Annotated in this window: 22 protein-coding genes; 7 read left to right on the forward strand and 15 right to left on the reverse strand. The window is 46.4% G+C overall.

Going from position 1 to position 22,619, the window contains the following annotated elements:
• Positions 1-10 precede the first annotated feature (10 nt).
• Positions 11-1,459 (reverse strand): DEAD/DEAH box helicase, encoded by a 1,449-nt coding sequence (locus AC1TPC_RS06870; protein WP_482066122.1) that lies wholly within the window; start codon positions 1,457-1,459, stop codon positions 11-13.
• 264 nt (positions 1,460-1,723) lie between these two features.
• Between AC1TPC_RS06870 and AC1TPC_RS06875 the strand changes: the two genes are divergently transcribed.
• On the forward strand, positions 1,724-3,958 hold the full coding sequence (locus AC1TPC_RS06875) for a GDYXXLXY domain-containing protein (protein WP_482066123.1): 2,235 nt from the start codon (positions 1,724-1,726) through the stop codon (positions 3,956-3,958).
• 73 nt (positions 3,959-4,031) lie between these two features.
• Here the strand turns inward: AC1TPC_RS06875 and AC1TPC_RS06880 are convergent, their stop codons facing one another.
• The 3 genes from AC1TPC_RS06880 to AC1TPC_RS06890 form a co-directional block, all read right to left on the reverse strand.
• Positions 4,032-4,490, reverse strand: a complete 459-nt coding sequence (locus AC1TPC_RS06880) for a hypothetical protein (RefSeq protein WP_482066124.1) — start codon at positions 4,488-4,490, stop codon at positions 4,032-4,034.
• Between the two features lie 300 nt (positions 4,491-4,790).
• Entirely contained in the window at positions 4,791-6,026 is a 1,236-nt protein-coding gene (locus AC1TPC_RS06885) for a peptidase (protein WP_482066125.1), read from the reverse strand.
• 154 nt (positions 6,027-6,180) lie between these two features.
• A complete protein-coding gene (locus AC1TPC_RS06890) occupies positions 6,181-6,519 on the reverse strand; it encodes an MGMT family protein (RefSeq protein WP_482066126.1) in 339 nt (112 codons plus the stop codon).
• A 328-nt stretch (positions 6,520-6,847) separates the two neighbouring features.
• Here AC1TPC_RS06890 and AC1TPC_RS06895 point away from each other — a divergent pair, with 328 nt between their 5' ends.
• Positions 6,848-7,282, forward strand: a complete 435-nt coding sequence (locus AC1TPC_RS06895) for a DUF1641 domain-containing protein (protein WP_482066127.1) — start codon at positions 6,848-6,850, stop codon at positions 7,280-7,282.
• 36 nt (positions 7,283-7,318) lie between these two features.
• Positions 7,319-8,500, forward strand: a complete 1,182-nt coding sequence (locus tag AC1TPC_RS06900) for an NAD(P)/FAD-dependent oxidoreductase (RefSeq protein ID WP_482066128.1) — start codon at positions 7,319-7,321, stop codon at positions 8,498-8,500.
• Positions 8,501-8,569: 69 nt separating this feature from the next.
• On the opposite strand, the gene AC1TPC_RS06905 is transcribed toward AC1TPC_RS06900, so the two are convergent.
• The 10 genes from AC1TPC_RS06905 to AC1TPC_RS06950 form a co-directional block, all read right to left on the reverse strand.
• Positions 8,570-9,796 (reverse strand): GGDEF domain-containing protein, encoded by a 1,227-nt coding sequence (locus AC1TPC_RS06905; RefSeq protein ID WP_482066129.1) that lies wholly within the window; start codon positions 9,794-9,796, stop codon positions 8,570-8,572.
• Between the two features lie 120 nt (positions 9,797-9,916).
• The gene (locus tag AC1TPC_RS06910; RefSeq protein ID WP_482066130.1) at positions 9,917-10,288 is read right to left on the reverse strand and encodes a hypothetical protein; all 372 of its coding nucleotides are present in this window, start codon (positions 10,286-10,288) and stop codon (positions 9,917-9,919) included.
• Between the two features lie 57 nt (positions 10,289-10,345).
• Positions 10,346-11,542 carry a ParM/StbA family protein gene (locus AC1TPC_RS06915; RefSeq protein WP_482066131.1) on the reverse strand — a complete coding sequence of 399 codons (1,197 nt, stop codon included), beginning with the start codon at positions 11,540-11,542 and terminating at the stop codon, positions 10,346-10,348.
• Between the two features lie 267 nt (positions 11,543-11,809).
• Positions 11,810-12,466: a glycosyltransferase gene (locus tag AC1TPC_RS06920; protein ID WP_482066132.1), complete on the reverse strand. Its 657-nt coding sequence runs from the start codon at positions 12,464-12,466 to the stop codon at positions 11,810-11,812.
• 75 nt (positions 12,467-12,541) lie between these two features.
• Entirely contained in the window at positions 12,542-13,096 is a 555-nt protein-coding gene (locus AC1TPC_RS06925) for a pyridoxamine 5'-phosphate oxidase family protein (RefSeq protein WP_482066133.1), read from the reverse strand.
• A 920-nt stretch (positions 13,097-14,016) separates the two neighbouring features.
• Complete coding sequence (gene speD / locus AC1TPC_RS06930) at positions 14,017-14,412, reverse strand: adenosylmethionine decarboxylase (protein ID WP_482066134.1); 396 nt, start codon at positions 14,410-14,412, stop codon at positions 14,017-14,019.
• Positions 14,413-14,415: 3 nt separating this feature from the next.
• Positions 14,416-15,366 carry a carbon-nitrogen hydrolase family protein gene (locus AC1TPC_RS06935; RefSeq protein WP_482066135.1) on the reverse strand — a complete coding sequence of 317 codons (951 nt, stop codon included), beginning with the start codon at positions 15,364-15,366 and terminating at the stop codon, positions 14,416-14,418.
• A complete protein-coding gene (locus AC1TPC_RS06940; protein WP_482066136.1) occupies positions 15,323-16,861 on the reverse strand; it encodes a GNAT family N-acetyltransferase in 1,539 nt (512 codons plus the stop codon). Before AC1TPC_RS06940 ends, AC1TPC_RS06935 begins: the two co-directional genes overlap by 44 nt.
• A gap of 231 nt (positions 16,862-17,092) precedes the next feature.
• Positions 17,093-17,572 carry a transcription elongation factor GreA gene (gene greA, locus AC1TPC_RS06945; RefSeq protein WP_482066137.1) on the reverse strand — a complete coding sequence of 160 codons (480 nt, stop codon included), beginning with the start codon at positions 17,570-17,572 and terminating at the stop codon, positions 17,093-17,095.
• 144 nt (positions 17,573-17,716) lie between these two features.
• Complete coding sequence (locus tag AC1TPC_RS06950) at positions 17,717-18,553, reverse strand: YitT family protein (protein ID WP_482066138.1); 837 nt, start codon at positions 18,551-18,553, stop codon at positions 17,717-17,719.
• 540 nt (positions 18,554-19,093) lie between these two features.
• On the opposite strand from AC1TPC_RS06950, the gene AC1TPC_RS06955 reads away from it, so the two are divergent.
• From AC1TPC_RS06955 to AC1TPC_RS06970, 4 genes are all read left to right on the forward strand, one after another.
• Complete coding sequence (locus tag AC1TPC_RS06955) at positions 19,094-19,309, forward strand: helix-turn-helix domain-containing protein (RefSeq protein ID WP_482066139.1); 216 nt, start codon at positions 19,094-19,096, stop codon at positions 19,307-19,309.
• On the forward strand, positions 19,251-19,538 hold the full coding sequence (locus AC1TPC_RS06960; RefSeq protein ID WP_482066140.1) for a type II toxin-antitoxin system RelE/ParE family toxin: 288 nt from the start codon (positions 19,251-19,253) through the stop codon (positions 19,536-19,538). Before AC1TPC_RS06955 ends, AC1TPC_RS06960 begins: the two co-directional genes overlap by 59 nt.
• A gap of 443 nt (positions 19,539-19,981) precedes the next feature.
• Positions 19,982-20,134: a hypothetical protein gene (locus tag AC1TPC_RS06965; RefSeq protein ID WP_482066141.1), complete on the forward strand. Its 153-nt coding sequence runs from the start codon at positions 19,982-19,984 to the stop codon at positions 20,132-20,134.
• Positions 20,135-20,671: 537 nt separating this feature from the next.
• On the forward strand, positions 20,672-21,142 hold the full coding sequence (locus AC1TPC_RS06970; RefSeq protein ID WP_482066142.1) for a hypothetical protein: 471 nt from the start codon (positions 20,672-20,674) through the stop codon (positions 21,140-21,142).
• A gap of 339 nt (positions 21,143-21,481) precedes the next feature.
• On the opposite strand, the gene rlmN is transcribed toward AC1TPC_RS06970, so the two are convergent.
• Positions 21,482-22,579, reverse strand: a complete 1,098-nt coding sequence (gene rlmN, locus AC1TPC_RS06975; RefSeq protein ID WP_482066143.1) for a dual-specificity RNA methyltransferase RlmN — start codon at positions 22,577-22,579, stop codon at positions 21,482-21,484.
• Positions 22,580-22,619 lie beyond the last annotated feature (40 nt).

Consider the following 22,619-nt stretch of genomic DNA (forward strand, 5'->3'; position numbering starts at 1 on the left):
TGCTCCTGCTTTAAGCCTTGTTCCCTCTGCGAACCTTAAGTTGCTTGCCCTTAACGGTCGTGTTCTTCATCACTTCAAGCACGAGCGACCCTTTGCCGTTCAAGATCTCCACATCGGTGACGTTATCGAGTATCGTTATGATGCCGATATCATCAGCGGACACGCCTTCGATCTTCGCGATCGTACCGACAAAATCGACCGCTCTCAGCTTCTTCTTCTTGCCGCCGTTGAAATTAAGCTTCATGATCTGCTTATTCAGCTGCTCGCGCTTGTCTTTTTTGAGAACGGGGCCTACATTGATTTTTTGCTCAAAATCTTCTCTGCGCTGGTCAACCGCTTCTTCCGAGGGCGCCTTCGCTTTCTGAATGCCGAATCCGATATAGCTCTCGATTTCGGCGAGCCGTCTGCTGTCCTTTGGCGCTACGAAGGTGATCGCTTTGCCCGTCTTGCCTGCTCGTCCCGTTCTGCCCGTGCGATGGACGTAGCTTTCCTTCTCGAGCGGAATATCGAAGTTGATGACATGCGTAATATTCGTAATATCGATGCCTCTGGCAGCAACATCCGTTGCCACTAAGTAGCGGAACTGCCCTCTGCGGAACGCATTCATCACTTCAAAGCGCTCATCCTGCTCCATCCCGCCGTGAATGCGATCGCATGGATATTCTAGTTCCGCCATTTGGCGGAACACCTGATCGACATTTTCCTGTGTCTTGCAAAAAATAATGCAGCTGTCGGGATTTTCGACAATCATAACATTCTGAAGCAAAGCGAATTTGTCCGCTTCCTTCACTTCGATAACCGAATGCTCGATCGTTGCCGTCGTTAGTCCAGCAGCCTTGATCTCGACATGAACCGGCTCATTCATATATTTGTGCGACAGCTTAGCCACATCCTCCGGGAACGTAGCGGAGAACAGCATTGTCACTCTGTCTGCCGGAAGCTGCTGAATAATCGCCTGCACTTGCTCGATAAAGCCCATGTTCAGCATCTCATCCGCTTCATCGATCACCAAATATTTGATGCGCTCCAATGCAAGCGTTCCCCGCTCAATATGGTCATGCACCCGTCCGGGCGTCCCTACGACCATATGCGTTCTTTGCTTCAGCTCTGCCTTCTGGATATGAAACGGCGCCTTTCCGTATACGGCCATCGATTTGATCCGCTTGAAACGGCCAATGTTCGTGATGTCCTCATTCACTTGCAGGGCAAGCTCCCTTGTTGGCGTGAGCACGAGCACCTGCGGCTTATTTTCATTCCAATCGACCAGCTCGCACAGCGGAATGCCGTAAGCCGCCGTCTTGCCGCTGCCGGTCTGCGATTTAACGACAAGATCCTTCTGCTCAAGCGCCACGGGGATCACCTCGCGCTGTACCTCGGTTGGCTCTGTGTAGGCTAGGCTTTCAAGCGCCCGTACGATTTCATTGCTTAAAGCATAATCCGAAAAATTTGTTTCACTCATCTATAGACCTCATTTGCATTTTTATCGTTCATTCATTCGTACTCTTAAGAATAGCACACTACCTTGCCTATTGATCTATAAACCTTATTATAGCGCTTTCGCACACCGTTAAACGACGCAGCAGCGATTATTTTATATCCGCTTAACAAAGTGAAGTTATGGGTACAAGAAATAGCAACCGGTACTACAAAAAGTGAGTACTAGTTGCCAATAGATTAGGTCATTATAATACAAATATACCAACATGAAAGGCATGTGAGTGCTATGCTTCGGTTAAACGTAACGCGTGTCGGCTTTCTAATGGGCGTGTCCCTGCTGCTTGCTGCCATTATCTACTTCTTCGCTGCCAACTGGGGCGGTCTTGGCCGCGCCGATAAAATTCTCGCCTCTGCAGGCATTATGGTGCTGTTCTACGGCGTAAGCTTTATTTTCTCCAAAATGAAAATTATGCTCGGCCATCACTCCTTTCTGTCCGCTATCTTTCTGGTCGGCGGCTGCATTTCGTTTGGCGCTGCTGTGGCGCTTCTAAATCAAATTTACAATTCGCATGCCGACAACTACGAGCTGTTTCTCGTTTGGTCGATACCGGCACTATTGCTTGCTTTTATAACCCGCTTCAATCCGTTCTACTTGCTGGCGTACGCGCTGGTTCATCTCACCTTGTGGCAGTATTTTTTCCCGACCTCCCTGCATGTCGTTCACACCGACAGCGAAATTCTGATGATCGGCTGCTTTTTTGCCTTAATCAATCTCCTTCTGTTCGTTCTTGTTGAAGCCAAGCTGATAATATCGGCCCCGCTGAAATACGCGAGCTTTATCGTCTTCCATATCTCCTTGCTCGTCTTAACAAATTCCATGCTGTACGAGCAATATGGACCGTGGATGAATATCGCCAGCGTAGCTGCCATTGCACTTGGATTCTACTATTTCACCCGCGTGCATTTGAACAAAATCATGCTGACGCTTAATGCGCTTGCCGCATCCGCTTTCGCTGTATTCAAGTTTTTGGAGCTGATGTCAGAGCATGCTTCCACTACATTTTTTGTTTTTGGACTGGTCTTCGTCACTTTGCTGCTGACAGGCAACGTTTTTTTCTTCCGTTACTTGAACAAGCTGGGCTCACAGGCTGCACATCCCAAGGAGCAGGAAGCCGACAAGGAAGCAGAAGACCATAAAAGCGCTCTTGTGGGCAAAATTGTATCCACCATCGTCACGATAATTGGCGTACTAATCGGCAGCATTTCCTTAATCGGCCTAGTCTTTATGGCATCCGATTCGGTGGCGCCGGAGAACGTGCTGCTTATAATCGCCTTCCTGTTCATTATTCCCGTTCTATTGCTGCGCCGCCTAAATGCCGTTGTTCGCTACACAGTGCTTACCATCGGATACGCTGCGGGAATGATCGCTATCGCTTGGATAGATTTAGCGGGCATATCCTTGCTCTTCCTGGCCGTAACGATTGCCGGCTGGTTCAGCCTGCAAGGACGCGCACAGCATTTTTTCATCTATTCATTGATCAATATCAATATTGCCATTCTTCTGCTCCAGCTGTTCGAATCGGTATATCAAGCCGCTTCCTTCATCGTGTTCATTATGGCGAGCCTGAACGCGGTCATCTATGCAAGTCAACTTCTTGTTAAAGAAGGCACTCTAAAGCAGCATATAAGAGAATGCGGGTTGTTCTTCACGCTGCTGCTTCTGTTCTGGCTTACCTTTATGGACGATATTTTCCCTTATTCATACGAGCTGTTCAACCTATTGAACTTCATTGTCGTGACAGCGTTAGCGTTCTTTTATGTTCGAAGCAACCGCGTGCTCGAGGCCACTGTGAGCTTGATATTCTGGTTTGTATATATCGCTTTCAAATATTACGATTTGTTCTGGACGCTGCTGCATAAATCGATCACACTCGCTCTGCTCGGCCTAATCGCGATTGCGATCACTTATGTTTTTGCCTACCGCACAAGAGCTGCTGTTCCAGAAGAAGCCAATGCATTCAGCCGATTGCTGCGCAGAAGCCCTATACTGATTGGCATCGTTATTGTGCTGCAGCTGGGTTATGTGGGCTATCATGCCGCAACTAGCGAGGCCTTGCTCTCGAAGGGCACCTCGATTAAGCTGGCGATCGAGCCGATTGATCCTAGGTCTATCCTTCAGGGGGATTATGTAAGGCTGGGCTACAGCATTTCAACCCCTCCGGCTAATGTCGCTAAAGAAATCGAATCGCGCCGAAGTCTTAGCCGGATCAAGGTCGTGCTCCGTCCAGGCGACAACGGGGTTTACGTTTTTGATCGACTATATACGAGCGGAGAAGCGCTAACCGACAAGGAGATCGTGATCAATGGCACCTCAAGCGGCTGGCAATCCATTAATTACGGTATCGAAACGTATTTTGTGCCCGAGGGCACCGGCACTGAAACCGAACAAAATGCTCGCTTTGCTTACGTAAAGGTGGGCAAGAGCGGCGATGCGATACTGGAGCGATTAAGCAAGGAGTAACTCCAAGCCTCTTTATAACAAAAAATAGCAGGATGAATGCTGCTAACCACGCTGCATACATCCTGCTATTTTATTAATTCGCCAGCTTGCTAAGCTCGGGAAAATCCTCTAGATAGCCGTTTCGCTCAAGCTCCATCAATGCCTTCCGAATGCTTTGCTCGTCTTCGCCGGATTGATCAGAGAGCGCCAGAAGCTCTGGCAGACTAATATCCTTATGCTCCTTGCAATAGGTTAACAGACCTTTTGCCGCCCATGACAAACGGTCATCCTGGAATTCACCGATCATTTTGCGGAACAATTTATGTGGGATTAGCTGCTCATCAACTAAGGCTTGCATCGCTTTAATCGCATACTTCGTTGTCATACGGCCTTTCTTGGCAACCTCATCTATGGTGAGTGATGCGGAATCCGCGGTGCTTGAGCTAAGCACGATATAAATCATTTGCGAATAGATGTCCAAGCTCGGTTTATAAAAGATATCAGTGGAAACGGTGAAATTGCGAACATTGCTGGGTGAAAGTTCTGTTGACATGATGATGCTCTCCCTTCCGATTGGTCTATACCATAATAAAGGTTCGGATACGGGGTTTCAAATGAGGCTTTATTAAAAAAAGTTAATTTCCTCAAAATCCAATTCCCCCCAGGCGGCCAATAGCAGCGTATAGGTATTGCCCGGGCAATAGCAGACGAGTCTACGGGAAGCCTTGATAGCGAGAAGAAGATCGACGTTCTTCAAGCGCTTCGGAGGGATATTTAACAGCCTTCACGCAATAACAAACCAGCCGATCCCTTATAAGAGATCGGCTGGTTCCTTTTTTTAGAGCGATTATTGCTATTGCTTCGGTGCTGCTGCATGATCATCGGAAGTGACGATCACAATTTCAGCATTTGTAATAGGCGGCAGCGATTTCGTCATCATTTTGGAATGGTAAGCGACAATTTTGGTTCCTGCTTTAAGTACGGGTTCTCCGGCAAGCAGAGGAATCACTTTTGTGTCCTCGGAGATATTCAGAATAATATCATTGTTTGTAGATTGGTCAGAGCCTACATTGACATATACTTGGCCTTCCGTTGTACGATCCGAAGCGACGACTGTGCCTTCAATTTTGCTCGTTTCCGTTTCTTTCACAATAATTTTTTCGGCTGTTGTTTGAGCCGGGTAGATCATTGTCAACACTTCACCATAGCTCACTTCAACGCGAACATCATTTTTCAAAGCATCCTTCGTTAAAGGGCTGCCATCTTGGCCTACGATTTGTGTTTTCTCGTCTACGGTTAGGATGACATGATCTACTCCGCCTTTAGCCATCGGCTTGCCAATTACGGTGTACTTATCATCCGTAATGCTCGTAATAATACCGTCTGTGCCCACTGCATTTTGCTCATTTTCGTCAGCCGTAGTGTCCACCACCACATATTTTGTTGTTGCTTGAGGCGGAATGCTCATCGTAACGGCCGGGCCGTAAAACGCTTTGACGCTCATGCCTGGCTTGATCGCGTTAGCTTCAATAGTCTTGCCATTTTGGTCAAGAAGCTGTGCTTTGTCGGCAAAATGCAAAACGATCGTATCCTCGATCGAGGTATAAATATCTTTTCCTTTTACGACAATCCCGTTTTCTTTCACTTCAGACACGGTGCCGTCAATTGCGGTAAAGCTTTGGTCTTGTACGACAAGCGTCAATGCTGTTCCTTGTGCTGGAATGCTTTTTGTAATCGCTGCGCCGTAAAACGCTTTAACGACTTTCTTCTCATCAATAATCGTTTTTAAAGGAACTCTTTTTCCTTTTGCATCAACAATCTTTGTATCCTTGGTGATCGATAGTACGATTTCACTCTGATCGCCTACCGCAAGAGCGCGGCCAGTAACGGTAATGAATTTGCCTGTTTTATCGTTTACGAAATTCGTAATTTGACCCATAGTAGCCGGTACAATCTTAAATTGATTTTGAACATTTCCTTGCCCGTTATGGATCGTATGAGGCGGAACGTCCTGCGCGCTTGCTGCCATCGGCATTGCTGCCATCGCAAAAATAGACGCTGTTGCTAATACTTTGTACATTTTGTTCATCTGTCATTCCTCCAATTCTGAATCATGCTGCATGTTCGGTTATCGAAATGGCCTGCATGATTTTAGACGGCGAGGTTTTTTGGAATGTTGCACAACCCTCATTTATGTATGGTAAATATTTACTTAGTTTTGTGTATTGTGTGAACGTTTAATCTCATTCTATTGGGTAAAATGGTCCATCCCCTGCCTCGCAGCGGTGTCGGTATTTGTCTAAATCGACACGCCCCTCCTCACTCGTTGCGACGCCCTCCCCATTTAAGAACAGCGTCTGCATATAACGGGCTTCCTCATCCCGAATCGCGATCTCTCCCTTTGCATTAACGACTCTGTGCCACGGAAGCTGATGAATATCGCTTAGCGAATGAAGAATCCGCACGACCTGACGCGCGCCTCTGCGGCTTCCCGCATGCTCCGCAATTTGTCCATAGGTCATAACTGACCCTTCCGGAATGGCTTTAATGACCGCAATAACCCTTTGAGTAAAAGGCTGCATATGTGTCACTCCCTCTCTAAAAATATAGTGCTTTCGGTCCATGATAGCGCATAACATTATTTTTTTTGAAAAAAGTTATAAATTTCTTTTTAACTTTTGCCTAAAACGATGTAGAATAGAAGCAAAGGGTTCAAATCCGATTACGTCTACTCGCTATCGCATCTCCTTTCTTGAAGCGGAGATTAAACTGTTATGTGCACACAAACATTTTTTCGAGAAACTATGTGAAAAGTGTAACAATCTTTTAACAGTGTATCCTTACCTTAGCGGCTGACACAATTGTGACTAAAACTTACTTTCAACTTTACGTAAAGGAGGACATTCTATTATGTCACAACCATCTGCAGGACAAGAGATCGCAGCAAGCCTAATCGATGAGAAACAATCGTTGGATGTACTTGATCAGTTAATGAAGCCGGAGGTTCAACAGTCATTGACTGTGCTCGTGGACAATCTTCCGAAATTAGCTGAAATGGTCACGCTTATGACCAAAGCTTATGATTTTGCACAAAACATTGCTACAGACAAAGTATTGATCAACGATTTCGCTCAAGGTATCGGTGAATTCGTCAAACCGGTCCAAGAGAAAGCAAAAGGTATCGCTACAGCAGCTATTGAAGCGGGCGAGCGCTCCCAAGAAGCTGCCGGTTCTACTGTTGGCCTCTTCGCTATGTTGAAAATGTTGAAGGATCCAGAAGTTCAAAAAACGCTGCGCTTTGCGCAAGCTTTCCTTAGCGTGTTGTCTGAACGCAAAAACGTATAATACACTGATTACGCATAGAACGAACGGAGGATGAACATGTCGAAGCAAATTTTAATTCTTGGTGGCGGTTATGGCGGCTTGCTTACTGCTCTAACAGCACGCAAACACTTGTCAGCAGCAGAAGCTAGCATCACAATCGTGAACCGTTTCCCTACTCACCAAATCATTACTGAGCTGCACAGACTTGCAGGAGACACCATTGCTGAGCAAGCGGTTGCTCTTCCGCTTAGCAAGCTTCTAGGCGACAAACATGTCAATATCATCGTTGATTCGGTGAAAGAAATTAAACCAAACGATAAGCAAGTTGTTCTTGCAAGCGGTCAAGTACAGAAGTACGATACGCTTGTTGTGGCGCTCGGAAGCGAAACGAACTACTTCGGTATCCCAGGCTTGGAAGAGAACAGCCTTGTTCTTAAATCCGTTGCTGATGCCAACCGCATCCGCAAGCATGTTGAGGATCGTCTTGACGCTTACAAAAAATCAGGCAACAAAGCTGACGCAACGATCGTTGTGGGCGGCGGCGGCTTGACTGGCGTTGAGCTTGTTGGCGAATTCGCTGACAGACTTCCTGAGATTTGCCGCAGCAAAGGAATCGACTTCAATGAAATTTCGCTTTATTGCGTAGAGGCTGGTCCAGCCGTTCTGCCAATCTTCCCGAAAGTATTGATCGACCGTGCTGTGACAAGCCTTGAGAAACGCGGCGTAAACTTCATTACTAGCGTTGCAATTACAGAAGCAACAAAAAGCTCCGTTTCACTTAAAGACGGACGCACAATCGAGTCCAGCACAATCATCTGGACTGGCGGCGTAAAAGGCAACCCTGTTGTCGGCAGCAGCGGCCTTGCAGAAGACCGCGGCCGTTCACTCGTTACGCCAACGCTGCAATCCACATCTCATGCTGATGTTTTCCTTGCTGGAGACTGCGCAGTTGTATTCCCAGAAGGCAGCGAGCGTCCTTACCCGCCAACAGCACAGCTTGCATGGCAAATGGGCGAAACGGTAGGCTACAACCTAGCGGTTCAAATCAAAGGCGGCGTGATGGATAAGTTCGTACCTGTATTCTCCGGAACGCTTGGCAGCCTTGGCCGCAAAGACGGCGTAGGTACGATCGGCGGCAATGCGACGCAATTGAAAGGCTTGCCTGCATCCTTGATGAAGGAAGCGAGCAACGTTCGTTACCTTTCGCATATCCACGGTTTGTTCGCACTTGCGTACTAATAGACGGAAATAGGAAGAAGGAGGGCAAGCTGCCCTCCTTCTTTTTTTGTTTACGTACTCGCAATCGTCTCAATCAATAGCTGCGGCACTCGTAATTTTGTTCTTGCCCGAATTTTTCGAGATGTATAAGGCTTTGTCCGCAAGCTGAAATAGCTCTTCAAAGGTCATTCCGCTTCTTTCCGTGTACATAAGTCCGCCACTGGTCGTGACCGAAATGGACTTCTCCTCGGTTATATGCGTTTCGCTGCTTTCTATCATTTTTCGCAGCCGCTCGGACCGTTCTTGGCTATCTCCCTCGCTGCTATCCCTTAGAAATACCGCAAATTCCTCGCCGCCTACTCTTCCTACAATGCCGCAATCTGCATAAGCCTTAAGCAATAGGCTTGAAAAGGTAATCAATACCTTATCTCCTGCCAAATGCCCATGTACATCGTTAACCTTCTTAAAATCATCGATATCCAGAAGCAGCAAGGAGCAGCCCGAGCTTGTCTCATTCAGATTCTCCCGCACTCTCTCGACAAAATGTCTGCGGTTAAACACGCCCGTCAGATCGTCAATTGTCGCTTGCGCATACAATTTCTGTCCAGTAACTCTGGCATGATGCGCTTCCTGTATTTTATAATCCATCGCTTGCCTTAGACGATGAAACACATATACGATAGCAATCAAACTAGACATGAACAGCAGTATTACAAAGGTGTGGATAAGCATTGTTGTCGTAAATTGGTTATATGCAGCTTCGCCAACCTCCAGCCTGTTTACATGCATGAACTTATTCACAATATATATGCCGTTCAGCAATAAATTGAGGGTACAAACGATGATCATGAACCATCGGTCGACATACAGGCAAAATAACGTCGCAAGCGGGAACACGAATGTAAAAGTCACCGACGTTGTCGCAGACAATAAGGTGAACACGTACATCAAGAAGAAGCCGCTAAAGGTCGCGTATCTCACATACCTTGTGAGTGGATTTATTTTGTAGAAGATCGTACCTGCAATAACAGACACCATTCCTACTGTCAATATCGAAACCACAAATACTATCGAACGAGTCCCCTTTACAAATTCGATCAAAAAGCCGGCCGATAGGATAAAGACCATCACCCAGCAAATGATGATTACTATAAAGTTTACAGCGCTTTCATAAAAAAAAGGCTTCTGCTCTTTTATCTCGAATGCTCCTCTCTGCCGAATCCATTTATACGTATATCGTATAAAGAAATGGAGGCCTTGTCGTTGAAAGTGTTGATCCGCAAGCAGCTTAGAATTGGCGGGTTGTACGCTCATCATAACACAAAAATAATGCCAAGCGTGACTTTATCACGCTTGGCATTATTTTGTGTTACTAAGCATTTCTTGATATCACTAAGTAATACCTAAAGTTTCCCATAAAGCTGGTTTATTCTGGAATTAGCTCCATGCTTCAATATCATCATCATCTATTTCTTCTTCGACAACCGGCTCAGGAGCAGATGCCGAAGAGGATTCTTCGACGGCTTCCGCCTCTTCCGAAGCAGCAGCCATTTGCTCTATGCCAGCAGCATAAGGCCGATATTCGCTTGCTGCTTGCTGAGAGGCAGAGGAGCTCTGCAGCATATTTCTCTCCATCGGAACGAATGCCTGCAGGTTGCGAACACCATTCAAAGAGATTTCATTCTCGACCAAATAGCGTAGAGAATCCATCAGATTTGATTGCGAGTTCAGCCATTGCATAACCAATGGGTCTTCTGTTTTTTTGGTTTTCAAGCTAATATTGTCGCCAGGAAGCTTCGTTTTCTTCATAACATTCACCTACCAGAATCCGTTAGATTATGCCCAAGCATGCATGCACGATGCAACTTATGCAGGCTGAACCGCTTTATTTTTGAGCGCCTCATAAATTTTGCCGCGCACAAAAGCGTCGAGCCCCATTGCATTCAGCAGCACCGCATAATCAGCCGGAATATACAGCAGCTGCATTTCTCTTTCTGTGCATAATTCTTTAAGCTGCGGATATAGGACCGAACGCATTAGAATGCTTCCGCCGCCATAAACACAGATGAGATCGATCTCATTGCGGGCCTTCGTGAGCTGTTTTTTGACATGCTGCACAATTTGTCTAACCTGGCTCTCAAGCGGTCTCTTTAATGTTTTCAGTGCCCTAGCATGGTATTTATGCTTCGGATTTTTGATGACATCACTGAAAAACTGCCTTGGGCTATCCGGCAAATGAATGAGTCGGTTGAACTCCTGCAAAGCTTCCTCAATCGCATATCCAGCGCCGTGGTGGCTGCCGTGAACGAATTGACGCAAAAATTTATTGCCCTCGGTAATCGGATATTCCGTTGAGCCATCTCCGATATCGATATGAAGAATTCGCTTGTCTTTAAAATAGCTGCCGTTAAACTTTTTCTCAATCCCATAGGATTGCAGGAAATCATCAAAGATTTCCCCTTCTCTCCATCCTCCAGCGGAATCCTTCTGCAGCGTGAAAATAACCGGCGTTGCCTCTGGAACAACCTTTGCGAAAGGGAATACGATTTTTACCGCTACGCGCTGAATGCCCAAATGAACGGTCACGTGATGCGTACCGGTAGTAAACCGTTTCTCAAATTTCGCAGACGTTTCATCCGTATGCTGCGTAACCGGCAGCGCCGTAGCCATATCGACCTCCACGTCGATTTGCGCAGGTATATTCTTCTCTTCCTCGTATGCCTTCTGTACAGCCATCGCTGCAATTTGAGCCAGCGTATTAATAACCGGAAGATCCATATCGCTTTTCAGATCGATGCCGATTTGAAGGTTGTCCAATATTTCTCCGCTTTCGAGAGCAAACTTCCCAACATAGTACATGCCTGGTCTTGCGGCAGGCGAATCAATCGTGACGACCAGTTGGTCCTGTAAGTTTTTCAAAAAGCTTTCCGGCGATTGCTCTTCGCTCCATGGAAGCTCGTCCACCGTGCAATTCACATTCGGCTGCTGAATCAGTTTACCGTCGATAATAAGATCATGCTCACTGTTTCCGTTATCGTTGCCTACAAAGAAATGATAATTCATAATTGCTCTCCTCCTAGAAAAGATTTTTAGGAAACAAAACTAGCTCATGGCGTATGTTTACAAACATAAAACATTCCTTGGTATTACTTTGCCATACAAAGTGTTAGTTTACATCAAGCTAGAGACCCAGACCCCATTAAACTTTTCTCATCTCTTTTTGTCGGAATATGTGCGTATGAAGCGGTTGTAAGGCGATGCTGTCGGATTTTCACAGTAAAAAAAGCTAACCCGTATTCAACGAATTAGCTCACCATGATGCTTATTCAACTAATTAAACGTCTTCGGAAATTGCTTGATAATGCCAGCCGAGAGGATGTCCGCGAACATAATCATATGCTCCAGCCCCTTATCGGAGGCTGCGACATCGGCCTTCCAATCCTTTGTAAGCCTAGCCATTATGTCTTCAGTAATGAGCTGCAAATGCACATATAACATCTCTTTTAGCTGTTTATCCGTCCAGTTCGGGTTTGCGCTGCTAAGAAAAGCTGCAATATCATCCGCATTTCTATGCCACTCTTTGTTGTATTTATCTGCATCTGCTTGATTCCCGCTCTTCATCGCAGATAATAATTGGCCAGCAATCGAAATGTGCTCTTTCAAGAGCACAGCCAGCTTATTGCCTGCTTCCTCGCCATAGAACGGCTTGACCGCATCCCCAATATCCTGCTGGTTTTTAAGCAGTCTATCCAGCACAGTCTGCTGATCCTCCAGCCCTGCTATCGCACTCACTATGTAGCTTTTTGTCCATACGACATGATCGGTCCATAGCTTTCTCATATCTTCCTTCAGCTTTACGGCAGCTGGGCTTACATAGCCCTCATGACCATTGCGGTGATGATTGCCGTTTGCTTCCGCGCTTAGCGGTGCTGCACTGAAAGCCATGATCATACATACTAGCGTGGCGATGAGTAATCTGTTCTTCATGGGTACCTTCTCCTTTAATGACACGAATGGAATAGCGAATAGCCTGTATAGTATTTGCTATTCCTTTCATTTCATTCATAGAAGCTGGCCAAGAGGTGTAGGCATGCCATCGATACTCTTCGAATTTTTCTCTTTTCGATATTCCTTCAAGCCTTCTTCGCCTTTCTGAACCGCCCAGCGCTGCAGCGTGTCTCTCTCTCCCTCATAGGACATGAACGGGATCGAGTAGCCGCAGGAGGTCTGTACCTTGTGCACTTCGATGTCAATAATTTGCCTAGCGCCCGGAAGCGGCGCGAAGAGCGGATACAAGGCATCCCACTCCGCTGTGCCAGGGAGCACGACGGTGCCCGTTCCGAACAATCTCAAGATGTTGGGAACTCCATCAAATGCGCAAAACATAACGGTAACTCGCCCGTTCTCATACAGATGCGCGCTTGTTTCATTTCCGCTGCCTGTCAGGTCTAAATAGGCAACGCGATTAGGGGATAAAATGGTGAAGGAGTCATGTCCTTTCGGAGAGATATTAACATGTCCCTCTTCCGACAACGGCGCCGATCCCACGAAAAAAATATGCTGCTGACGAATAAACGTTTCATGCTGCGGTAGCATCGCATCAAATTGTTTTCCCATAATGCCCTCACCCTTCTTATTCCAATTTTATCCTATGTAGATCTGTTGTTAGCTATTAATGTATAAGCAACCTTCCCATCTTGTCAATTCATTGAACAAAAACGGCGGCGGGGGTGCATCGCTTCGAACAAAAGCTTTGGGCTTATATAAAAACAATCCGCTCCGCGCCATCAACGACGGCATACTTAAGTGGAATGATTTATATTTACTTTTGATTGTGGCGAGCGGTATGATGCAAGGCCGGGACTGGTGGATAAAGTGCAGCGTTCGAAGCTGACGGAAGCAAGCGGCAAGAAAAGAGATTTATATGTACTTATGCGTGTGGCGAGATACAGGGCTGGGACTGGTGGATAATATGCCGCGTTCGAAGCTGACGGAAGCAAGCGGCAAGATTAACGGGAAAACCTCCCGTTATTTCAAACTATTTTGGTCAGAAATCAGGATTACAAGGAATTTCTCCAGTTAAATTTTCCTTTTTGAGCGAATATGGGGGATTGTGCCAATATTAACGGGAGTTTTTCCAGTTAAATGGTCAAAATCGATACATTTCGAAAAATTAGCAGGGGTTTTTCCAGTTATTTAATAAAGTTTTGATAGGTTGGGGTTGGGGTTGGGGTTGGGGTTGGGGTTGGGGTTGGGGTTGGGGTTGGGGTTGGGGTTGGGGTTGGGGTTGGGGTTGGGGTTGGGGTTGGGGTTGGGGTTGGGGTTGGGGTTGGAGGGCGGTGGTTGGTGGTTGGTGGTTGGTGGTTGGTGGTTGGTGGTTGGGCGGTAGGCGGTTGGTTGGGAGTCTGAAATCGTTAATAGATCGGTTTGAGCGTCCAGCGAAATTTCTTTACGCCCTCGCGCTACGCCAAACGAGCCTTAGAAGCAACTCTAAGGCTCGGGCTCGCTAGCTTTTGTATCATTATGCTAGTTAAGCTTTATCTAGCGAAATCAGCGGTCTGAGCACGTTCGAGTTGAAGCTCTCCTGTACCGCGGGTTATTTTCACATTAGACGTTTCCGTTGGCTGTAAGAACGCAAGCATCGCCTTGATTGCGATATCCGGATCGACAGCTGTCCCGCAGGTGTAACAGTCGAGTGCTGCAAAGCCTTTCTCGGGATACGTGTGTATCGACATATGGCTTTCTGACAATAATAGCAGCACGGTAGCCCCTTGCGGCTCAAATTGCTTAGCCTGCACGGACAATATGCTCGCCCCGCTCGATTCGGCAGCTTGTACCATTTGTGCGCTCAGCTTGTCTGCATGATTCAAATGATCAAAAGCTATTCCCCAAGCATCCACTGCAACATGACGGCCATAAGTTGAATATTCCATCGTTTAGCACTCCCCAAGAAGTATTTTTGCTGATTCGCACCGGTATAAAGACGGGCGGCGATCGTAAAAAGGAGCCACCACGCCATGCTCACGGTTCTCTTGAAGCATCGAAAAATCAAGCTCCGCCATCGCCATGCCACCTTGGTTCACCATGCCGACTTGCAGAATGCCCTGCTCCGAAAAAGGATAATCGCAAGGCGTAAACACGCCAGCTTGGCAATAGCCTTCATCAACCTGCAGAAGTCCCTCGGGCAATGAGCCAACTATGCCGCTAAGCACGACGAACAGCTGATTCTCGACCGCTCTGGCTTGGGCGCAGTGGCGCACGCGATAGTAGCCGAAGGCAGAATCGGTATAGGACGGGCAGAGCAGCAATTGCGCGCCCTGCTCCGCCGCCATGCGGGAAAGCTCTGGAAATTCGATATCATAGCAGGTCGTGATCGCCAGCATGCCCCACTTCGTTTCGATCATGTTCAGCTTATCGCCAGCCACCAAGGACCAGCAATTGCGTTCCTCCGGCGTAAGATGCAGCTTAGACTGCACCTCGATCCGTCCATCAGGGAAAAATAAGAAGGCATTGTTGACATAGCCGCCTTTTGCTTCGCAAATATGGGTTCCGCCAAGAATGACCATATTAAATGAGCGGCTGCTTTCCAAGAAAAATGCCATATATCTTTCGGTAATCGTGCTTAAATACTGACATGCCTCGTTATGCGGCATTGCTGGCTTTAAGCTGAGTAAATGAGCCGTCATATATTCAGGAAAAACGATAAGCTCCGCGCCTTGCTCCGCCGCTTTGCCAATCGTTGACGTCAGCCCCATCCAAAATTGCTCTTCGGATTCGATTAACGTCAATTCATACTGAATGGTTGCCACGCTTAATGCTTTCATAGTTGCAGCCAGCCCTTCTCTAGGAACGAATTTGTAAGGAGTAAATGTCCGTCCGACGATCACGGAACGTTAACACCTCTTTGGATTTGCGATGGCGCTGCAAAATTTCCATATCTACCTCGGCCATAATGACCGCTTCCGTATTCTCGCTGCATTCCCCTGCTATTCCATCACGCGGGAACGAGAAATCCGTTGGCGTGTAGACGCCTGATTGCGCATATTGAATATCAACATTGTCAACATGCGTCAGATTGCCGACCGTGCCCGATGTAACGGTAAATACTTGGTTTTCAATCGCGCGCGCTTGTGCGCAGTATTTCACACGCAGGAAGGTCTGGCGGTCCTCCGCACAAAACGGAACAAACACAATCTGCGCCCCCTCTTCCGCGACGATACGGGAGATTTCGGGATATTCGATATCGCTGCTGAGCTGAATCGATATTTTCCCGCAATCGGTATCGAAGACCTCCAGCTTGGAGCCGCCATTAATGCCCCACCACTTGCGCTCGTTCGGCGAAATATGCAGCTTATATTGCTGTTCAATCGTACCGTCACGGCGGAATAGATGGCCTACATTATAAATCCGGTTATTTTGTTCAATGAAGTGGGAGCCGCCAATGATGTTTACGTTGTATTTAACCGCTAATTCGGTAAACAGCTCCACATATTGCTTCGTAAAGGTGCTTAGCTTCCGTACAGCTAAGCTGGGTGAGCGCTCCTCGAGATAGGACAACAGCTGCATCGTCAAATTTTCCGGAAAGACCACAAAATCTGACTTGTAATCGGCAGCCACATCGACATAATGCTCGCACTGCATAGCAAATTCATCGAAGGAATCAATTTTCTTCATCATATATTGAACGACGCAAATTCGAACGGGAAAGGAGAGCTTATAATGCGTCTTGCTGTTGGTCAGCTTGTAGTCAATGTTGTTCCACTCCAGCAAGGCCGCATAGTTCATCGAGTCATCGTCATCCGACAAATAATTCGTAATAATCCGCTTCAACGTGAACCCGTTCATCATCTGGAAGGTGAGGACGGGGTCATAAATGTTTTGCTGCAAAACTTCCTCCGCATACTCTCTCGGAGACAACTTCTCGCTATGTTTGTGGTAACCGGGAATTCGGCCGCCAACGATAATGCTCTTAAGATTCTTCTTCTCCGCCAGCCGTTTGCGCGCTTCATACAGCCGCCTGCCGATCTTCATTCGGCGGTAATCGGGATGCACCATAACCTCCATCCCATATAAGCTCTCACCGCGTGGATTATGATTGCGGATAAATCCTTTATCCGTAATTTCAGAATAGGTGTGCTGCTCCAAATAGTCGTCAAAATTGACGATCAGACTCGAACAGGAGCCGATAATATCGCCATCCAGCTCCACGCATATTTGCCCTTCCGGGAAAAGACGAATATGGCTTTCCATTTGGCTTCTCTTCCAAGGATGCATGTTAGGGAAACAGACAAGCTGCAAGGCAATGATCTTCTCAATATCTGCGTCCTCGATATTTCGAATGATCATTTTCTTCTCGAATTGTGAAATTTGATCCGATGTCATAGAGGCTCCTCGTTTACTTGTTTTACCCCAGTATACATTCAGACCTTTTCACCAGTATTAGTGCACCGTAAATGATTTGTAAACTTTTTAAATTTTAAACTGTTATAGAGCGAAACGGACAACTGCAGGAAGAAAATCTGGTGGATTGCCAAACGTTGATGCATAAAAAAAACCGCAGCAGCTTAGTCTGTTTCGACTTCGCCGCTGCAGCCCGCAATTGGGGACGTATGATTACGTAGCTCTAATTTCCAGCAGCTCGTATTTAATAACGCCCATCGGCGCGTTGACACTCACGATACTGCCTACCTTTTTACCTAGAAGCTCTTTGCCCAGCGGGCTCTCGTAGGAAATTTTATTATCCGCTACGTCAGCCTCCTCCGTACCCACGATTTTATACTCAATCTTCTCAGAGAATTCAATATCGTTGAGGATAACCGTCAAGCCAATGCTGACCTTCGATAGATCCAAGGTTTCCGCTTCGATGACCCGAGCCTTCTTTAGCATTTTATCCAAGATAAGAATGCGTGTCTCCATGAACGATTGATCGTTTTTGGCGGAATGATACTCGCTGTTTTCCTTTAAATCGCCGTAGCTGATCGCTAGTTTAATCCGTGCTGCAAGCTCCTTGCGCTTTACATATTTAAGATCATCCAGCTCGGCTTGCAGCTGCGCCAAGCCTTCTTTGGTCAAAATCACTTCGTCTTTCGACATTTAAACAACTCCTATTTGCTTTCTTGCTTTAATTTTACTCTATATTCCGAAAATAAGCGAAGAGCGATCACTTCCAGCATCATCACTTAAACCCCTTGATCGCGGAATGACCAAGGAGCCCTGTCTCATGCAATCCATATTGTATTATTTCGAAATATCGATAAAGCCTTCGCCAAACACGTCTCGCACATCATGAATCGTTATAAATGCATTTTTATCGACGGACTTCACAATTTTCTTCAGCTGGCTCAATTCTTGCTTGCTAATGACGATATAGAGAATTTCCTTCGGCTTCTTCGTATAATGCCCGTGCCCATAAATGACCGTAACCCCTCGATCCATTACCACCGTAACATGCTCAGCGATTTTGGCCTGCTCCTCGGAAATAATCGTGACCGCTTTTTTCGGATTAACGCCTTCTATGATGAAATCCATCGTCTTCGTTCCAATATAGAGCATGACGATCGTGAGCATAAGCGCCTCCGACCCGATAATGAAATAAGAGGAGAACGCGACAATCAAGTCAAAAAACAGAAGCGCATAGCTAATATTCCAGTCCAAAAACTTATTCGCGATTCTTGCCAAAATCGTCGTGCCTGCGGTCGTTCCGCCGACTCTTATAATCATGCCTATCCCAATTCCTGCGAACAAGCCTCCAAATACGGCATTTACCGTTCTTTCATCCGATGCAACGGTCCAATCAGAGGTTAAATGAAGAAACAGGGAATGGAACGCAACCGCCGCGATCGTATAGACGATGGCTCTCTTATCCAGGAAGCGATAGCCCACAATTAGCAGGAACGAGTTGAAGATCAAGCTCATCAGCCAAGGCGCCCATCCGAACACATAATATAAGATAATCGTTATCCCGGTAACCCCGCCTTCTCCAAGCTCGTTCGGAATAACAAATAAATTGATTGATAATGCAAAAATAAACGACCCTACCATAATCATGAGCATATCCAGTGATATCTTCTTCATCTTCAAACACCCTTCTTAACAATAAATGTAACTTTCAGCAAATCCATCTTATCAGATAATGTATAGAAGCAGAAGGCTATCACGTTAACGCAAAAAAGGGGCTTATCAAATTACAGCTCGCTAGAGAAATAGCTCGCTTTGATCAAATAGGAAAGCCTCCAACCACACTTTGAAAGTGGAGTTGGAGGCTTAGCTTTCTTATGATCCGCACTTTAAAGGCAGACAAAAGAAACCATGATAAGGCTTTGGGACAGCCTCTTTGCAGACTAAAGCTTACCGAGTCTAGCCGATTTGAAGCTCTTTGGGGTCCCGCCAGCAAAACGCGGATTTACAACGGTAAGGTGAGTTTTGCTGGCGGGACCCCTAAGAGAAATGAATAGAAGCCCTCCGGGATCCGGAAGGCTTCTTTTTAAAATTTATGGATGAGATAATGAACTCATCGACAAATACAAAATAACAAGCCGAACTCAACTTCGAACATGGGTCAACAAGTATAATAGTCACAGCAGCTTCAAATCGGTTAACAAAGGAGCAATAGCTATGACAAAGGGTCGATCTACCACATGGCAGGAACGAAACGAAATCGTTCTTTACTGTATTGCAAATGAGCGCGACTACGGAAAAACAGCAACACAATTTAAAGTTTCCTACAACCAGGTGTACCAATGGGTCAAGAAGTACGAAAACGGCGGGCAGGATGCGCTTCAGCCAAGATGCCCAACGCAAAATTTTGGAAGCCTTCGGCTACTTGAATGAGCATGGCACGGATAAAGAGTATCTTGGCAGAAAAATCGAAAAGACCAAGCGTGATGGGCTCTGGGAACTGAAAATTAAGGGTAGCTCCAAGCGGGAATGGCGCTTTTTGTTTAAGCACATTTCAGGCCCGAAGTATGCCATTCTTCATTTCTTTCTGAAGAAAGACGAGGCCATCAGAAAACAGGATATGACAACGGCTGCGCGAATCGCTGATAGAGAAGGCTGGTAACAGCCTTTCTCTTCACGCTTCCGAACTACACCAGCTTAAGCCAATAAGAAGATAAGGGAAAGTAAGACAGAAAAACATTTTATATACCCCATTTTTTAGGAACTCAGCCAAGTGGCAAAAGGAGGATCGAACTATTTGAAATTGGAAAACAGGCCGGAAAGAAGATCTGATCGGACTAGGAAAAGATTCTATTGGATTCAAATTGGCGTCTGAATGAACGGGAAACATTTGAATCGTATTCCAATAACTTATAAAGATCATTAGACAAAGAAGATCCTTTTATTCCCTGTCTCGTTCATCTTAATGTATTTATGTATTACTGTGGATACAGTAATATATAAATATTCACAACATGGATTCGAATCCCTGGCTAAATAGTTCCTTAACGGTTGTTATCGCGTCTTATCATTGATTCAGGAAGTGCGTAAGCGCAATTATCGATCATGACCGTGATCGCCGAGCAACTCGCTAGCGAGGCGCTGGAGAATCCGTTTAGCGACGACGAAATGAAGGTTATGTTTGACCAGTCATTGGAGGCAGCTCTACTGCCCGAGCCAGATCGACCGTCGCATGACGTGTTTAATTGGGAATGTTGAGCTCGGTAGTTGGATCGCGGTCTCAGCAGAGAGCAGATAGCGTCTGTCCTGGCGGAACATAAACGAGTGAGCTACTCGTCGCAGGAAGCAGCGGAGATCTATTGGGCGTTGAATGAGGAGGACAATAACGACAATGGGTGAGACGTTAAGGACGCAGCTGCTGCGAGCCAAGGTCTCACGGCAGCCTGTAACGGACGTTCGATTGTCGCTATACTGAGCTGGTCGAGGATCTGACGGAGTGGACGGTAACGCTACGGCTGGTAGACGGGATCCTGTATATTATTCCGGTCGTCGATCGATGTGGCCTATGAGAGCTGCTGAGAGTCGCTGCGGCGGATCTTTTGTTTTGTCTATGTGTCTCGACATAAGCGAAGCAGATCGAGGAGCCCGCGGTGAGTACCCGGCAAAGCTGTTCCGCTTATGCAGCCACCACATATTTTTTTGTTTTTACCATTTTTTTCATTGTGTTTTCTGAAAATAAGAATAATATTAATATTCCATAGATAACAATTTACTAGGTGAGGGAGTTTATGACAAATGAGAAACAAAGCAACATCCGCAGTTTTATCCTTAGCACTAGCCGCAACTTTGGCGATTCCAGCAGTAGTTAGCGCTAATAGCGTCCCGCTAAATCCGCCAGATGAGAGAACAACACCACCAATTATTATGCCGCTGACTATGGGTAACCAACAGCCTCTCACAACTGTGAGCGCTACTACTTCTGGCACCACCGCTGGTTTCGTAGTTCCAGGTGGTTATGGACATGGTAAATTCTACTTCCTAAACAATGGTACAAGCACGCTAACTGTTACGATGAAACACTCATCAGGATTAGAGTATATTGCAGCAAGTGTTAAGCCGGGAGCAGCATATACGTGGAGAAGCACTACGCTTTATCCGCAAGGTATGCGCGCTGGTGATTATAACATCTCATTCCATTGTTCCACTGGTGTAAATGCAAAGTGGTCTGCATTCGCTTCCGATAGCGTTACTGAAGCTAACGGATAAAACATCAAAATCGGTTACGACTGATTATCATAAAAAGGATCCGTGGCCATTATCGGCAACTCGGATCCTTTTTTTTGTTTGTATTCGAGATTCCCTGGAAGCGTATCTGGCCACCGGGGGAGTCGGGGGATCCAGCCCACGACAAGCGATCCGAGAATTTTAAAATTTTTTTTGAAATTCGAGGGAGGACTTTCAGATCTTCTTGTAAATCTATTGTCTCCACCTTCTCGAACCGGGGAGGATGAGACTTAATCTTAGCTACGACCTCGTTACGCCGCATTCAAACAGCTTCTCTACGATATCAATTCCCTCTTTGGGGTCCCGCCAGCAAAACTCACCTTACCGTTGTAAATCCGCGTTTTGCTGGCGGGACCCCTCTTTGGATTTTTTGATCTGCTTGCTTCTCAGCTGCCCGCAAGCCGCGTCGATATCGGTACCGTGCTCTAGGCGCACGCTGCAGCTGACGCCTTGCTTCTTCAACGTATCATAAAATGCGCGTATCGTTTCGCGATCGGTTCTTTGATACTGGCTATGCTCATCAACCGGATTGTATGGGATGAGGTTGACGTTAGCTAGACTGCGCCGGTCGCCAATCAGCTCTGCAAGCTCCAGCGCATGCTCTCGCTGATCGTTAACATCCTTCAGCAAAATATATTCGAGCGTAATTCTCCGATTGGTTTTTTCCAAATAATAATCAATCGATTCCATTAATTTCTCAATCGGAATCGCACGGTTGATCTTCATAATCCGCGTTCTCAGCTCATTGTTAGGCGCATGAAGGGAAACCGCAAGGTTAACCTGCAGATCGGAATCGGCGAACTCTTCGATTTTTTTTGCGAGGCCGCTTGTCGATACCGTAATATGCCTAGCCGCTATAGCAAGACCCTTCTGGCTCTTAATAATGCTGATAAAATCGGACAGGTTCTCGAAATTATCGAACGGCTCGCCGATCCCCATGACGACAACGTGGCTCACATGCTCATCCTGCTGCTCCTGATCCAGATGAATCTGCACCTTCATAATCTGCTCGACAATCTCGCCGCCTGTTAAATCACGGCTCTTGGCAAGCAAGCCGCTGGCGCAGAAGCTGCAGCCAATGTTACAGCCAACCTGGGTGGTGACGCAAACCGACAAACCAAATTTATGTCTCATCAATACCGTCTCAATCAAATTGCCATCACTTAGCTTGAACAAAAACTTATTCGTTCCGTCCGCTGACTGCTGCCTAGTATGCTCGCTAAGCGTTTGAATGACAAAATGGTCGGACAGCAATTGAATGCACTCTTCCTTCACATCGATCATATCTGCAAATGCCGTTACCCGCTTCCGGTACAGCCAATCCCATACCTGCGATGCCCGAAATTTCGTATAGCCATGTCCAATCAGCCATTCCGTCAGCTGTTCAAACGTTAATCCATATATGGATGCTTTATTCATGTCTTACCCTCTTTTCAAAACTTCAATATGTTAAGCCGCT

The organism is Paenibacillus sp. Y280 (assembly GCF_056786335.1).

Coding starts and splice junctions, on each gene's coding strand:
- AC1TPC_RS06870 (WP_482066122.1), bottom strand. CDS start 1,459: ATGAGTGAAACAAATTTTTCGGATTATGCTTTAAGCAATGAAATCGTA.
- AC1TPC_RS06875 (WP_482066123.1), top strand. CDS start 1,724: ATGCTTCGGTTAAACGTAACGCGTGTCGGCTTTCTAATGGGCGTGTCC.
- AC1TPC_RS06880 (WP_482066124.1), bottom strand. CDS start 4,490: ATGTCAACAGAACTTTCACCCAGCAATGTTCGCAATTTCACCGTTTCC.
- AC1TPC_RS06885 (WP_482066125.1), bottom strand. CDS start 6,026: ATGAACAAAATGTACAAAGTATTAGCAACAGCGTCTATTTTTGCGATG.
- AC1TPC_RS06890 (WP_482066126.1), bottom strand. CDS start 6,519: ATGCAGCCTTTTACTCAAAGGGTTATTGCGGTCATTAAAGCCATTCCG.
- AC1TPC_RS06895 (WP_482066127.1), top strand. CDS start 6,848: ATGTCACAACCATCTGCAGGACAAGAGATCGCAGCAAGCCTAATCGAT.
- AC1TPC_RS06900 (WP_482066128.1), top strand. CDS start 7,319: ATGTCGAAGCAAATTTTAATTCTTGGTGGCGGTTATGGCGGCTTGCTT.
- AC1TPC_RS06905 (WP_482066129.1), bottom strand. CDS start 9,796: ATGATGAGCGTACAACCCGCCAATTCTAAGCTGCTTGCGGATCAACAC.
- AC1TPC_RS06910 (WP_482066130.1), bottom strand. CDS start 10,288: ATGAAGAAAACGAAGCTTCCTGGCGACAATATTAGCTTGAAAACCAAA.
- AC1TPC_RS06915 (WP_482066131.1), bottom strand. CDS start 11,542: ATGAATTATCATTTCTTTGTAGGCAACGATAACGGAAACAGTGAGCAT.
- AC1TPC_RS06920 (WP_482066132.1), bottom strand. CDS start 12,466: ATGAAGAACAGATTACTCATCGCCACGCTAGTATGTATGATCATGGCT.
- AC1TPC_RS06925 (WP_482066133.1), bottom strand. CDS start 13,096: ATGGGAAAACAATTTGATGCGATGCTACCGCAGCATGAAACGTTTATT.
- speD (WP_482066134.1), bottom strand. CDS start 14,412: ATGGAATATTCAACTTATGGCCGTCATGTTGCAGTGGATGCTTGGGGA.
- AC1TPC_RS06940 (WP_482066136.1), bottom strand. CDS start 16,861: ATGACATCGGATCAAATTTCACAATTCGAGAAGAAAATGATCATTCGA.
- greA (WP_482066137.1), bottom strand. CDS start 17,572: ATGTCGAAAGACGAAGTGATTTTGACCAAAGAAGGCTTGGCGCAGCTG.
- AC1TPC_RS06950 (WP_482066138.1), bottom strand. CDS start 18,553: ATGAAGAAGATATCACTGGATATGCTCATGATTATGGTAGGGTCGTTT.
- AC1TPC_RS06955 (WP_482066139.1), top strand. CDS start 19,094: ATGACAAAGGGTCGATCTACCACATGGCAGGAACGAAACGAAATCGTT.
- AC1TPC_RS06960 (WP_482066140.1), top strand. CDS start 19,251: ATGCGCTTCAGCCAAGATGCCCAACGCAAAATTTTGGAAGCCTTCGGC.
- AC1TPC_RS06965 (WP_482066141.1), top strand. CDS start 19,982: ATGACCGTGATCGCCGAGCAACTCGCTAGCGAGGCGCTGGAGAATCCG.
- AC1TPC_RS06970 (WP_482066142.1), top strand. CDS start 20,672: ATGAGAAACAAAGCAACATCCGCAGTTTTATCCTTAGCACTAGCCGCA.
- rlmN (WP_482066143.1), bottom strand. CDS start 22,579: ATGAATAAAGCATCCATATATGGATTAACGTTTGAACAGCTGACGGAA.